The sequence below is a fragment of the Brevibacillus borstelensis genome (assembly GCF_037834415.1).
GTDB classification, from domain to species: domain Bacteria; phylum Bacillota; class Bacilli; order Brevibacillales; family Brevibacillaceae; genus Brevibacillus; species Brevibacillus borstelensis_A.
Window position 1 is genome coordinate 1 of the sequence record NZ_JAUMSJ010000019.1, and the last position, 12,416, is coordinate 12,416.

The following is a 12,416-nucleotide window of genomic DNA, read 5'->3' on the forward strand; positions in this document are numbered from 1 at the left end:
CCGAAAGGCTCCCCTCCTCCCCCCACTCCGCAAAAAACACCTCTCCCCCCAGCCCCCCACACGACTGTATAATACGAAAACCACCCCTAACAATTTCACCTTTCAACACCCACACCCCAGCAATTCGCCCATCCCTTCCCCTCAACCCAAAAACCTATTTTCCTCCCCCTTCCCTTTCTGCTACAGTAAAACCAACACCCCAAAGGAGGACAACGCAGTGGCCCTTGACGAACTGATCCTCACCAGCAAACACCTGGGGACGACGGAACGTCTCCTCGTCTACCTGCCGGAGCGATATTCCCCGCTCTATTCCTATCCGGTCCTGTACGTCCAGGACGGCGACGACTACCTGTCGATGGGACGTCTCGCCACCCTGCTCGAAGACATGCACCGGGAAAAGGAAATCCCTGATCTCATCGCCGTCTTCCTTCCCGTAGACAAAGACCGCCGCTATGCCCGCTACCATCCGGACGGGGGAGAACACCAAAAGTACCTGCGCTTTCTCGCGGACGAAGTCGTCGGCGCCGTTGACAGCCGCTACTCCACCCACCCGCTCGGCACGGCCCGCACGCTTTTAGGCGAGTCTCTGGGAGGCGTCGTCTCGCTGTTTGCAGCGCTCTCCTATCCTCACACCTTTGGCCAGGCGGCCTGCCAATCCGCCGCGATGGACACAGCCCTCAACCGCCGGTTGCAGGAAACCGCCATCCCCGTACCGCTGCATATCTATCTCGAGGTTGGGCTCGAAGAAACAGCGGTAGAGACAACCCGCGGCACCCTCGACTTGCTCAGCGCGAACGAAGATCTGCGCGACATTTTGCAAACAAAAACGGTCACCCTGGCCTATGAGACCTTTGCGGGTGACCACACGTGGGGCTATTGGCAAGCCAACCTGCGGCGCATTCTTCCTGCGCTTTTCGGGTAAACTTACCTTGTCTGTTCTTCCTGAGGACCTTCTTCTTTTCCCGGGGAGACCAACGCCTCATCGAATTCGGTTTTGCGGATTGCGGCGATGAGGGAAAAGGTAAGGAGGGACAGCAGCAGAAGAACGAGAAAAATGAAGATGATCATCATAGCTGTTTTCACGATTGAATATAGCACCTCCCTGCTCCTTAACAGTCTGTCCCGAGCGGGGAAGAATATACAGGCTGACGCATAAGATTACACAAATGGAGAATTTTCTGTTAAAATAAGTTCATTGGATTTTTCCATGGGTCATATATGAAAAATAGAGGAGGGATTCACATGAAGTACAGTATCGTTGTATTTCCATCCAGCAAGGTGCAGGAAGTCGCCAACTCATACCGCAAACGTTACGATCCAGCTTACTCTTTGATCCCGCCGTATATTCGCCTGAAGGAAGCGTTTGAACTCGACGAATCTCAGCTGCCCCATCTGGTAAGTCATTTGGAGCTGGTTGCCAATTCTACGGAAGCCTTCACTGCCAATTTTCACCGGGTTTCTTCGTTCCATCCGACCAACAACGTCATCTATTTAGCGGTCCAAAACAAGGAGCCTTTTGAAAAACTGCACGCCAAGATCGTGGAGAAAGTCGTTCAGGAAAAGGAAACGTACGCATTCGTGCCGCATCTGACGATTGGCCGGGAGCTCTCCAATGATGAGCTGCGCGATATTACCGGGCAATTGAGCATGGTCAAGTTTGACCTCTCCACCGATGTGGACCGCTTCCACCTCATTTACGAGCTGGAAGACGGCATCTGGAGTGTATACCAGACGTTCCTGCTGAAAAAATAAAACTATGGGTTATCCCCCATACGCCCTTCCCTTCTGCGGGAGGGTCTTTCCTTTTTTATTCGATACTGCATCGCGGCCAGCGCCAGGAAAGGAAGAAAAACGTTGACACAAGCAAAGACCTTCCAAACAAGCGAAACAGACAACCGAAAACAGGCAACCCACTCGATTGGGCCCGGCACCTCAACCAAGAGAGGACAATCAAGTCAAGCGGGCCATGACAGCCAAAGCCGCTCCAGTGCCTCCCAGGTCAGCGGCGAGCCCAGCAGTCGTGCAGCAAGCAACGCTAACGACGCCAACAGCGACAACGCCGGCAACCTCTACCAAATCAAAGAGGCCGAGACCGACGAGCAAATGCAAAGCGCCCTTTCAGTGAGACGGGCTGTTTTCATTAGAGAGCAGCAGGTTCCAGAGGAAATCGAGATTGATTCGCACGACCGGATCGACTCCGAAACCATCCATTTTGTCGTCTACAGAGGTGAACAGGCCGTTGGAGCAAGCCGTCTTCGCCCTTACACACCCGGGATTGGAAAAGTGGAACGAGTGGCTATTTTGTCCAGTGAAAGAGGAACAGGGCTCGGACGCCTGCTGATGCTGGCGATGGAAGAGACAGCCCGCCGCCAAGGCTTCAAGGGCCTCAAGCTGAACGCGCAAACCCACGCGCAGCGTTTCTACGAAAAACTGGGCTACTCTCCTGTGGGAGAAGTGTTTGAGGAAGCAGGAATTGAACATATTGCGATGGAGAAAGCGATCTAGCCAAGGAAACCCAGATTGAAGAAAACTTGGTTCGGCCAAACTTTTTGGTGTCGCGTTAGTGTCAAGAAGACAGTCTTTTTGTTATTTCAGTCTTGCTGTTATTTCAGTCTTCCAAGCAATGTATTCTTGCAGCAATGCAGTCTCGCTGTGTCGCAGCCTTTCGTTAGTACGGGCTTACGGGCTTGCAGTCCTACAGACTCCAAGCCCCTCTTCTTGCCTTAACAAGAACTTTCACTACGTCGCAACTAACCGATCTGGTTCGACATCTTACAATAGCTTCGTCGCAAAACAAACAAGCCCCGCATCTGGAGCACTTGCATCCGGTATGCGGGGTTTTGTTTCTTTTGCGACTAATATTACCTCCTGCGCCTGCTCGCAATCTCCCGCATCCGCTCCACCGCATCATTCGGCGCGGTATATGTCCCGAGCATCGCGTGAAACGGCTCCTCGCCGCGCCAGCCGTGAAAATCCGAGCCGCCGGTCATGACCAGATCATGCTCCTCGGCCCAGCGCTGATACTGCTCCCTTTGCTCCGGGCTATTATCCGGGTGCCACACCTCGATGCCATCCAGACCGAAGGCAATCAGCTCTTGCACAAGCTCATCGTCGTCGTACAACCCGGGATGGGCCAGCACAGCGACGCCGCCCGCTTCCTTGATCAGCGTGATCGCCTCCTGAGGACTAATCCGCGGCGGGTTGACGTACGCCTTCCCCTCTTTCCCCAAATAAACGGCAAAAGCTTCGTCGATCGATTTCACCACGCCAAGCTCGATCATCTCCTCCGCGATGTGCGGCCGGCCGATGTTTTTGTCTTCGCCTGTCTTGCGCCGGTAGACGCCTTCCAGCGTGATTGGTATGCCAAGCTCCTGCAGGCGGGCGATCATCAACTTGTTGCGCTCATGTCTTGTATCGCGCAGTCCGGACAGCCTTTTGAGAAAAGCCTGGTCCTCATACGGTATAAAATACCCCAGCACATGGATGTCTTGTCCACGCGCCAGCGAGCTCACCTCGACGCCAGGGATGACTTCAACGGCATGTCTCCCCTGACTGGCTGCTTCCAAAGCTGCCGGGATACCCGCCACCGTGTCGTGATCCGTAATGGCCACGGCAGCCAAACCCGCTTCTGCCGCCAGTCGCACGTTTTCATGCGGCTCGCACGTGCCGTCTGAAGCCCGCGTGTGTGTATGCAAATCCGCTCGTTTGTTCATCGAAGTTTTCTCTCCTTCTTTCCCCTTGTCCGTCATTCTGAATCCGGGTTCCCCCACATATGATTAGGCAAAACGCTTTTACTACAACTGCCAAGGAGGATGTCCATGCGGTTAAAAAGCAAAAACCTGACCGGTGTCGTCCAGCCGCTTTCCTTTGTCGACAAGATGCTGCGGCAGCAGGGCTTTTCCCCATCTGGCGGGGACACCCCCACCTATGACGTCGTTATTTACGATTCCGCCACCAGCAGTTCTTATTTTCTCCGCATTCCCGCCAACCCTGTGAGCAAGCCGTCCGACACCGGTGAGATGACCGTCAAATTGGGCCACCCCTATCTTGAGGCAAGACTGATCATTCATACCGAACAAGACGAGTATTCCTTTATTCCCAAGGAAATACGCCAAGCCGCCGAGCACAAGCTGGCTGAAATCGGGGACTACCTATCGAGGCCGTCTTGTTTCCCCCACAACCACTGATTTGCCGCAAAGCGGTACCGAATCCGATCTTCCTTTAACAATCCGATGAAATAGCCCATCAGCGCGGTACGGTAGAGCACGTAGCTCGTCGCGTTCTCAATGGAAATTTGTAAATGCTCACAGACTAGCGCCAGCACTTGCTCCAGTGTCCGCTCTTCCGTCAAAATTTCTTCGATAATCCCGTACAGCCTGCGATGACAATGAATGTTCTGCGTCAAAACAGCTTCCGGAGAGGTGGTATATGGCCCGTGACCCGGCAAATAGCCGCGGTAATTCGATTCCAAAAGCTTGACCAGGCTTAGCAAGGTTTCGTGCGCATCGACCAGAAAAGGCAGCTTGTGCTTTTTCAATGTTTCCTCGCCGAGATAGCAGTCGGCGCTGAAGCAAATGCCGTCTGCGGCCAATCCGACCTGATTCCAGCTGTGTCCGGGAAGGGGGATGACTTCAAACTCGACCTCATCGATATTTACGCGGCCCTCCGTCGGCAGCAGGTGGTCGACGCGGGATGCTTCGGCAAGCAAAAATTTGTTGCGCAGCTCATCCAGCGGCTGCGCTCCCATGCCCAGGTAAATGGGCTCCAGCAGCGGATAGCGGATGATCGCTTCCTCCAGCGGCGGAGCGTACACCTGCGCATCAGGCCAGCAGGATAACAGATAGGCATTGCCGCCAAAATGGTCGGCATGGGCGTGAGTCTGAATAATCGCGCTGAGCGGCTGGGCGATCGCGTCCAGCCCTTTCTTTATCTTTTTGGCCGTCTGGGTATCCAGGCCGGAATCGATCAGGATCGCGCCTGTTTTGCCCTGAACAAACCCGATATTGACGCTGCCGGGAAAGTATCCGACCGCTTCGGACACCATTTCCAACGTATGCTGTGCCATTTCATCTCCCTCGTTTCTTCCTGTTTGTTCTTAGTTTCTCCATCTTCGCTGCGCTTCCCTGCCAAGCGGTCCGATTACGACATACGGAGGCTTTTTGAATCGGAAGTTGTAAAACCCGTGGGTAAAAACGGCCACTGCGAGGATGGTGCACATCGAAAAAACGGCTCGTTCGATCCCGACTGCGGGAAGCGAAAAAGAAACGATGATTCCGTCTATCAGCAGGATATACAGCGCCACCGGCACCTTAGACCTCCGCGCCAGAAACTGTGCGATCAGGTCGGTGCCTCCTGTGTTGGTCTGATAGGCCAGCATGAGCCCGGTCCCTGCCCCGATCAAGGCTCCCCCGATAACACTGGATGTCGGGAGCGACCAGTCATTCCACGCCCTGAGCGGGGCAAACACGTCGATCATCAGCGTTTCGATCAGCATTCCGTGAAAGCTATGAAAAAACAATTGGCGATCATAGACAAACACCAGCGCATAAACAGGTATGCTGCAAGCGATCATGACCAGGCCGGGCGGCCATTGAAAAAAGTATGTCGCCAAGAGGCCGATCCCGATCATCCCCCCGTCCATCAAATGGTGCGGGACGAGAAACAGGTTTACGCCGACTGCTATCCCGATGCTCCCCGCCAGGATCGCCGCTCCCTTCTCCAGCCATTCCATTTTTCTCGCCTCCAGGGACAGGGTTACTCGATTATCTTTATGTCCCCGCGAATCCTTGTATGTATAATCGTTGAAAACTGCCGGATAAACTCGGATGGTTTTGACTGTTTGCTTTTGTTATTGGTATACTATCCTGTAACGAACAGTGCGAATGTTTGCATCTTGGCATTCGTACATTGAAATGAAAAGCGCAAAACGAGAATAACAATATGGAGGTGAATCTCCTCCTTTCGCCATCGGGCGGAGGGGTGGAGACTTTCTTGGAGAGTCCGATAGGGGAGATACTTCTGAATCTGCTGCTCGTTGTGTTTTTGGTACTGCTCAACGGTTTTTTTGTAGCAGCAGAATTCTCGCTGGTGAAAGTGCGCCAAACCCGTCTTGCCCAACTGGTGAGCGAAGGAAACAAATCCGCTGTTTATGCGCAGAAGGTAACGAAGCAGCTGGATGCCTACCTGTCGGCTTGCCAGCTCGGGATTACCCTGGCATCTCTCGGTTTGGGCTGGGTTGGCGAACCGGCTATATCCCAATACGTCGAACCCGTAATGGTTTCACTCGGTCTGCCGAATTATTTGGTCAGCCCTGTTTCGCTGGCGATCGCTTTTGGAATCATCACCTTCATGCACATCGTCTTCGGAGAACTCGCTCCCAAGTCGCTGGCCATTCAAAAGGCAGAGGCCGCATCCCTCTGGACGGCTGGACCGCTGATGTTTTTCTACAAGCTCAGCTATCCGCTGATCTGGGTGCTGAACGGAACGGCGAACTTTTTTATCCGCCGCTTGGGGATTGAGCCTGCGACCGAAACGGATTTGGCGCATACCGAAGAAGAGATTCGGCTTTTGGTCAATCAAAGCCACAAAAGCGGTCATATCGATCAGACGGAGATGGCTTTGGTGGACAACGTCTTCGAGTTTTCGGAGCGTCTCGCCAGGGAAATCATGATCCCACGCATCGATATGGTCTGTCTGTACGACGACAATACCTTTGCCGAAAATTTGGCAATTATGCGGGATTCCCGTCACTCGCGTTTTCCGGTGGCTCATGAGGACAAAGACCGGTTGATCGGCTTTGTCCACATCTCGGATTTCTACCTGTCTGCCCTGACCAATGGAAAGGCGGATTTAAAGGATTTCCTCCGCCCGCTCTTGACGGTGCCGGAATCCATGGAAATCAGCCATGTGCTGCGGCTCATGCAAAAGCGGCGCTCACAAATGGCGATCGTCATCGACGAGTACGGCGGAACAGCCGGACTGATCACGATGGAGGATATCCTCGAGGAGATCGTCGGGGACATTCAGGATGAATTCGACGAGAATGAGCGTCCTGACATCGAAAGCTCCAATAACGAGCTGTCCGTGTCCGGGAAAACGCTGTTGACGGAGTTGAACGACTATATATCTGTAGAAATTCACTCGGATGAGGTAGACACGATTGCTGGCTGGCTCTACAGCCAACTGAACGAAGAAGTAGCCGAAGGCAAATCGGTCCGGTACCAAAACTACATTTTTACGATTTCCGAGCTGGAGAACCACCGCATCACGCGAGTCGGCATCTCCTATCTGAGCGAAGAAGAACTGGCGGTGGACGACAGCGAAGACAACTACCTGCTTCACGCTCAGTCCTGACCTGTCACACACAGAAGGCAAGTGTCCCCTGCCCGCAGGGGGCACTTCTTCTTTCCCTCATTGTGCGGAAGCGATCCGCAACACCCTCTCCACCCGAGGTGTCATGATGAAATTTGCACAGCTAGACGACCGGCTGATCCGGTTGCAACCCGATACATATTCCATGATCGCTGCCTGGCGCCTGGCCGCCCGACGGGAAAAAGTCCGGTGCCTGCGCTGCGGCGCTCCTCTTCGGCTATATGCCGGTGTCAGCTTTGACCCGCACTTTTTGCATCCGGACGGCAGTACCTGCGACTGGCAATCATTGGACGAGCCTCCCGCCGAGTGGCTTGCGACAGAAGCGTCACCCGCCATCCGGGCTGCTTTTTCGGCGTTGGCGGCTTCTTTGGAAACGGCAGCGGCTGCAGAAGCGCCGGCTCTTTCTGCCCCAGCCTCAACAGCCATTGGCGGGGGAGCGGAGATTACCGCCATTCCCGGAGCAGGAGCAGGATCGACTGCAAGATCTCGTGGGAACGCTGGTTCCGAGCCTGGCGTTTCAGCCGCTGTAGCCGGGGCTGCTGCTATCGCAAGCGGGACTTCCGCTACTGAAACTGGGGCTGGCGCTACTGCACACGAAGCCGCCGCCTCTGTACACGAAGCTTCTGCCTCTGCACACGGAGCCGCCGCCTCTGCAGGCGAAGCTTCCACCTTCGCCACCGCAGCCCCAGTTTTTGCAGTCAACACAACCGAAGAAAACGAGACGCTTACAATCGGCTCCTTCCGCCTGCCGAAAAAGCGAACGATCCATGAAACAGGCTCCGGCACAGTCCCTCCGCCGCCTCCGCCCAAGCCGGCGCTGTTTCGCAAAAGGCTGGTGCCCAAAAAGGCTATCGAGCATTTGGCGGAGCGCCACGACGAGCCGCTTCATCCCCATCAGCGGGAAGCTGTGCTCACGACGGACGGACCGCTGCTGATCCTGGCCGGAGCGGGCAGCGGCAAGACGCGCGTGATGACCGCCCGGACTTCCCATCTCATCCGCGAGCTCGGTCTGTCCCCCCGTCAAATCATGGTCGTGACGTTTACGACCAAGGCTGCCGAGGAGATCAAGATCAGGCTGGCCCGCCAGCTTCCCGTGCAGCAGGCGCGCGAGCTTGTCGCCGGCACTTTCCACAGCATCTTCTACCGGATGCTCTTGTTTCATCAGCCGGAGCGCTGGGATCAGCAAAAGCTGCTGAAAAAGGACTGGCAAAAATGGCGGCTTTTGCGCGAAAGCACAGTGATGGGCACGCACTCGGAAATCGGGCCGCGCAAGGAAAACGAAGCGATGGACGCGCTCGCGGTCATCAGCCGCTGGAAAAACGAGTACGTTTTGCCCGAGCAAGCCGGGTTGCGGGAAGCCTGCGACGATGCCGAACGGCTGGCGCAGCTGCTTTATCCGCACTACGAAGAGGCGAAAAGGCGGACGGGCTGGTTTGACTTCGACGACATGCTGATCGGCTGCTACGAGCTGCTGCGCGATCACCCTGACATTTTGCAGCGCTATCAGGAGCGGATTACGCACGTGATGATCGACGAGTTCCAGGACATCAACCGCATCCAGTACGAGACGGTCAAGCTGCTGGCGGCGCCGCAGAACAACCTGTGCGTGATCGGCGATGACGACCAGTCGATCTACGGCTTTCGCGGAAGCGACCCGCAATACATACTCGGCTTTACAAACGATTTTCCCCAGGCGAAAACGATTACGCTGGAAGTGAACTACCGCTCCCACTCTGCCATCGTCGGGCTCGGCTTCTCGCTGATCGGCCACAATCGGGCCCGCTGGCAAAAGGAGTGCCTTTCCTTTCACTCCGAAGAAGGCGAAACCTATCTGTTCGAGCCGGACGACGAAGAGGAGCAGGCAGCCCGGATCGTTGACGAGATCAGCCACCGCATCCGTGAAGGCACGCCAGTGGGAGAATGCGCCGTGCTTTACCGGACCCATGAGTCGGCCCGCCCTGTTTTGGAGCGATTGAGCGAAGCCGGCATTCCCTTTCACTATTCGCAGGAAGAGGAGTCGTTCTACCAGCGGCAGACCGTTCGCTGGGCGCTGGCTTACTTGCGCCTGTCGCTTGACCCTGACGATTCGGCCGCATTGAAAGAAGTTTTGCCCACTCTCTATATTTCCCAGGAGATGTGGAACGCCGTTCGCAGTCAAGCCATCCTGGAGGACGTCCCGATTCTGCACGTGCTGCCTCGGATGAACCAATGGAAGCCATTTCAGCGCAAGCATCTGAAAACAATCGCCGAAATACTGGCAGCCTCCGCATCATGCCCGCCGTCCCAGGCGCTGGAGCTGATTCTCGAAGACGGCAAGCTGCGCGATTATCTGAAAAAGCGGGCCAAAGAGCGGGATGGCGGACGGGAACGCTGGAGCGAGGAGCTGCAGCAGCTGCTGGCGGCGGCCAAACGGCATGAGAGCATCGGCGGATTCCTCCAGTACATAGAGCGGATGGTCCAACAGGAAAAGGAGTGGCGCGAGGTTCAGCCACTCCCTGGAGAAGGGGTACACGTCCTGAGTATTCACCGGGCAAAAGGACTGGAGTTTGACCACGTGTTTCTGCCCGATCTTGTAGAAGGCTCCCTTCCTCACGAGTACGCGCTGGACGCCGTGAGAAAAGGAAACAACGCCGCCCTTGAGGAAGAGCGGAGGCTACTGTACGTCGCCATTACGAGAGCCAGATACTCCCTGAGTGTCGGTATCCCCCGCGAGCGCTTCGGACGAAAAACAAGGCCCTCCCGGTTCATCTCCGAAATGGGCCGTTAATCGGTCGATGCCGCCGCCCATGTGAATCAGCCACTCTTCCATATTGGTAATGATCGGAAACAAGGCAAAGGCTCCCTTCCGCATGTTTTTTCTAGCATGCGGATGACGGGAGCCTTTTATTCATCGTTGGCTTCTATTGTTGGCTATTGAAATTTCGCCAGCTCTTTCAAGCGCTTGGCCATATCCTCCAGCGACAGCAAGGCCGCATTGATCTGTTCGATGCTCGCCGCCATCTCCTGGGTCGCGGCTGCCTCCTCCTCCACCTTTTTCAGCACGGTTGCCACCTTTTGCTTCATGTCGTTCATGCCGAGCAAGATGTTTTCGGCTGAATGGCGCGACTGTTCGGCGAGCGCACGGATTTCTCCCGCCACGACGCCAAAGGTGCGGCCGTGCTGGCCGGCATGGGCTGCCTGGATGGACGCATTCAGTCCGAGAAGATTGCTCTGATTGGCGATGCTGCGGACAATATCGACGACCCTGGCATTTTCTTCGACGGCGTTGACCACCGTCTCGCAGTTCGTGTTGATTTCCACAATGGAGCCGGCGAGCTGCTGGGCTGTAGCCGCGATGTTTTGCGCCCATGAAGTCATTTGCCCGACGGAGGCAGCCAGCTCTTCCGACAAGATGGCCGTCTTTTCTTCCCGGTCGCTGGAGAGGATCAGCGTCAGGGCTCCTTTCAGCTCCCCCTCCTCGTCCCGTACAGGTACGCTCACGGCGTGAAACGCGATGCCAAACCGGGAGGCTTCCTGCGGGACGGTCTGCCGGATCGACTGCCCCGTCTCAATCGTCTTGTACGTGATCGATTGCCGGTTCACTTCATGGCCGACAGTCAAGCCGAGGTGGATATCCCCTTCCCGGTAGTACCGGATGTGGGTCAAATCCGCAAGAGCTACAGTAGCCTTTGGAAACAGCAGGGACAATGTAGGCATGCTTGCCAAAACGTTTTCAATCATGGATTTATGCACCAGCCTGTTTCGCTTGTCCCGGCCCCAGCTCATCGACGGCTGCTTCCTCTTTCACGAGCAGGATGATGAACGCCCCGAGCAAGGGACCGATTGCCAGCGTTAAAAATGCAAAGAAATAGCTGTTTGTCGCATCAAGCACGGCACCCACAGCAAGCGGCGAGATAAGCGAGCCCAGCTGCCAAATCGTGTTGACAAAGCCGGTAGCGGTTCCCACAAGCCTCCGCGGAACCAGTTCGCCGATGTAGTTGTTCATGATGGGACTGTAGACAAAGGCAGCAATGCCGAGGATCGCCGCAGCGATATAGAGCATGCTGGCATTGGTCGTCATCGCGAACCACATCAGCACCGGACCAAACAGGAAGAGAACGATAAAGAGCAAGGTTTTCCGCTTTACCTTCAGCACATCCGACAAGATCCCGATGATCGGCTTGCACAAAAGAGCAGTTACTCCGTAGATCGACATGATCACGCCGGCTTCTACAAGGGAGATGCCCAAGCCTTTGTTCATGTACGTGTTGGCCCAGGTCGCCGTTCCCCAGGTGGCCCACATCGCGCAAAATCCGGAAAATCCGGTAACCATCAGATTGCGGTTTTTAAACAACTGTCCGACGTCTTTCCAGAAGGAAGCAGAAGATTCGCCCTGCGCCCGCTGCTCGGCGGCAGAGGTTTTTTCGCGCAGGAAAAAGTATCCGAGAACAAGTCCCAGGAGCGGCAAGGCTCCCGCCACGAAAAAGGCCGTTTTCCAGCTGTAGCTGCCTGCGACGGTCGGTACAAACATGTTCACTACCGAGACGCCCAGTGAGGAGGCGGTCATGAAAAAGCCCATCGCGGTTCCCCGTCCTTTTGCCGGGAACCAGTCAAAGATCGCCCGCACGCACGCGGAAAAAACGGCACCCGACCCCAGGCCGGCGAGGACACGCAAGGCAAAGCCGGTATGATAGCTATTGATCATTCCCATCGAGACTGTGAACAGCCCCATAATGAAAAACGAACCGAGCAGCACCTTGCGATATCCAAACCGGTCGGTGAGCAAGCCGCCCGGCAGCTGAGTGATTACGTAACCGATGTAAAAGGCGGTCATATAGCTGCCCGCTTCCGCCTTGGACAGCCCCAAATCCTGGGAAGCCAGCGGCATGATCGGCGGCCAGGACAGCCTGTCCACAAAAGAGAAGAGAAAAGCCATCCAAACGATGAGCAAAACGCCCATCTGCCATCTTCGTTCATTCATCCTGTATTCACTCCTTTTCATTTTCTTGATATTTTTTCAATATGACTAAATTCATTGCCTACCTAACTATAACGCATTTCTCGTG

General features: G+C 55.3%; 12 protein-coding genes. 6 read left to right on the plus strand and 6 right to left on the minus strand.

Going from position 1 to position 12,416, the window contains the following annotated elements:
• Positions 1–217: 217 nt before the first annotated feature.
• Positions 218–922, plus strand: coding sequence for an alpha/beta hydrolase (locus tag Q3F21_RS15755; protein ID WP_340254774.1), 705 nt, complete (start codon positions 218–220; stop codon positions 920–922).
• A 2-nt stretch (positions 923–924) separates the two neighbouring features.
• Here Q3F21_RS15755 and Q3F21_RS15760 read toward each other — a convergent pair whose 3' ends face one another.
• Positions 925–1,083, minus strand: a complete 159-nt coding sequence (locus Q3F21_RS15760) for a hypothetical protein (RefSeq protein ID WP_340254777.1) — start codon at positions 1,081–1,083, stop codon at positions 925–927.
• Positions 1,084–1,242: 159 nt separating this feature from the next.
• Between Q3F21_RS15760 and Q3F21_RS15765 the strand changes: the two genes are divergently transcribed.
• Positions 1,243–1,752 carry a 2'-5' RNA ligase family protein gene (locus Q3F21_RS15765; RefSeq protein WP_340254780.1) on the plus strand — a complete coding sequence of 170 codons (510 nt, stop codon included), beginning with the start codon at positions 1,243–1,245 and terminating at the stop codon, positions 1,750–1,752.
• 351 nt (positions 1,753–2,103) lie between these two features.
• Entirely contained in the window at positions 2,104–2,505 is a 402-nt protein-coding gene (locus Q3F21_RS15770; protein ID WP_340255027.1) for a GNAT family N-acetyltransferase, read from the plus strand.
• Between the two features lie 356 nt (positions 2,506–2,861).
• Here Q3F21_RS15770 and Q3F21_RS15775 read toward each other — a convergent pair whose 3' ends face one another.
• Positions 2,862–3,713: a PHP domain-containing protein gene (locus tag Q3F21_RS15775; protein ID WP_340254783.1), complete on the minus strand. Its 852-nt coding sequence runs from the start codon at positions 3,711–3,713 to the stop codon at positions 2,862–2,864.
• A 105-nt stretch (positions 3,714–3,818) separates the two neighbouring features.
• On the opposite strand from Q3F21_RS15775, the gene Q3F21_RS15780 reads away from it, so the two are divergent.
• The gene (locus Q3F21_RS15780) at positions 3,819–4,187 is read left to right on the plus strand and encodes a hypothetical protein (protein ID WP_340254786.1); all 369 of its coding nucleotides are present in this window, start codon (positions 3,819–3,821) and stop codon (positions 4,185–4,187) included.
• On the opposite strand, the gene Q3F21_RS15785 is transcribed toward Q3F21_RS15780, so the two are convergent.
• Complete coding sequence (locus Q3F21_RS15785; RefSeq protein WP_340254789.1) at positions 4,148–5,065, minus strand: MBL fold metallo-hydrolase; 918 nt, start codon at positions 5,063–5,065, stop codon at positions 4,148–4,150. The genes Q3F21_RS15780 and Q3F21_RS15785 overlap by 40 nt on opposite strands.
• A gap of 30 nt (positions 5,066–5,095) precedes the next feature.
• Complete coding sequence (locus Q3F21_RS15790) at positions 5,096–5,731, minus strand: YitT family protein (RefSeq protein WP_340254792.1); 636 nt, start codon at positions 5,729–5,731, stop codon at positions 5,096–5,098.
• Between the two features lie 209 nt (positions 5,732–5,940).
• Between Q3F21_RS15790 and Q3F21_RS15795 the strand changes: the two genes are divergently transcribed.
• Both Q3F21_RS15795 and Q3F21_RS15800 read left to right on the plus strand, forming a co-directional pair.
• Positions 5,941–7,353, plus strand: coding sequence for a hemolysin family protein (locus Q3F21_RS15795; RefSeq protein ID WP_340254795.1), 1,413 nt, complete (start codon positions 5,941–5,943; stop codon positions 7,351–7,353).
• A gap of 106 nt (positions 7,354–7,459) precedes the next feature.
• Entirely contained in the window at positions 7,460–10,138 is a 2,679-nt protein-coding gene (locus Q3F21_RS15800) for a UvrD-helicase domain-containing protein (RefSeq protein WP_340254798.1), read from the plus strand.
• A 143-nt stretch (positions 10,139–10,281) separates the two neighbouring features.
• Here Q3F21_RS15800 and Q3F21_RS15805 read toward each other — a convergent pair whose 3' ends face one another.
• A complete protein-coding gene (locus Q3F21_RS15805; RefSeq protein ID WP_340254801.1) occupies positions 10,282–11,136 on the minus strand; it encodes a methyl-accepting chemotaxis protein in 855 nt (284 codons plus the stop codon).
• Positions 11,096–12,331 carry an MFS transporter gene (locus Q3F21_RS15810; RefSeq protein ID WP_340254804.1) on the minus strand — a complete coding sequence of 412 codons (1,236 nt, stop codon included), beginning with the start codon at positions 12,329–12,331 and terminating at the stop codon, positions 11,096–11,098. The genes Q3F21_RS15805 and Q3F21_RS15810 overlap by 41 nt, the downstream gene beginning before the upstream one ends.
• Positions 12,332–12,416 lie beyond the last annotated feature (85 nt).

Excerpts from the sequence above, each read along its gene's own strand:
- Q3F21_RS15765 (WP_340254780.1), top strand. The coding sequence starts at position 1,243 with ATGAAGTACAGTATCGTTGTATTTCCATCCAGCAAGGTGCAGGAAGTC.
- Q3F21_RS15770 (WP_340255027.1), top strand. The coding sequence starts at position 2,104 with ATGCAAAGCGCCCTTTCAGTGAGACGGGCTGTTTTCATTAGAGAGCAG.
- Q3F21_RS15775 (WP_340254783.1), bottom strand. The coding sequence starts at position 3,713 with ATGAACAAACGAGCGGATTTGCATACACACACGCGGGCTTCAGACGGC.
- Q3F21_RS15780 (WP_340254786.1), top strand. The coding sequence starts at position 3,819 with ATGCGGTTAAAAAGCAAAAACCTGACCGGTGTCGTCCAGCCGCTTTCC.
- Q3F21_RS15785 (WP_340254789.1), bottom strand. The coding sequence starts at position 5,065 with ATGGCACAGCATACGTTGGAAATGGTGTCCGAAGCGGTCGGATACTTT.
- Q3F21_RS15790 (WP_340254792.1), bottom strand. The coding sequence starts at position 5,731 with ATGGAATGGCTGGAGAAGGGAGCGGCGATCCTGGCGGGGAGCATCGGG.
- Q3F21_RS15795 (WP_340254795.1), top strand. The coding sequence starts at position 5,941 with ATGGAGGTGAATCTCCTCCTTTCGCCATCGGGCGGAGGGGTGGAGACT.
- Q3F21_RS15800 (WP_340254798.1), top strand. The coding sequence starts at position 7,460 with ATGAAATTTGCACAGCTAGACGACCGGCTGATCCGGTTGCAACCCGAT.
- Q3F21_RS15805 (WP_340254801.1), bottom strand. The coding sequence starts at position 11,136 with ATGAGCTGGGGCCGGGACAAGCGAAACAGGCTGGTGCATAAATCCATG.
- Q3F21_RS15810 (WP_340254804.1), bottom strand. The coding sequence starts at position 12,331 with ATGAATGAACGAAGATGGCAGATGGGCGTTTTGCTCATCGTTTGGATG.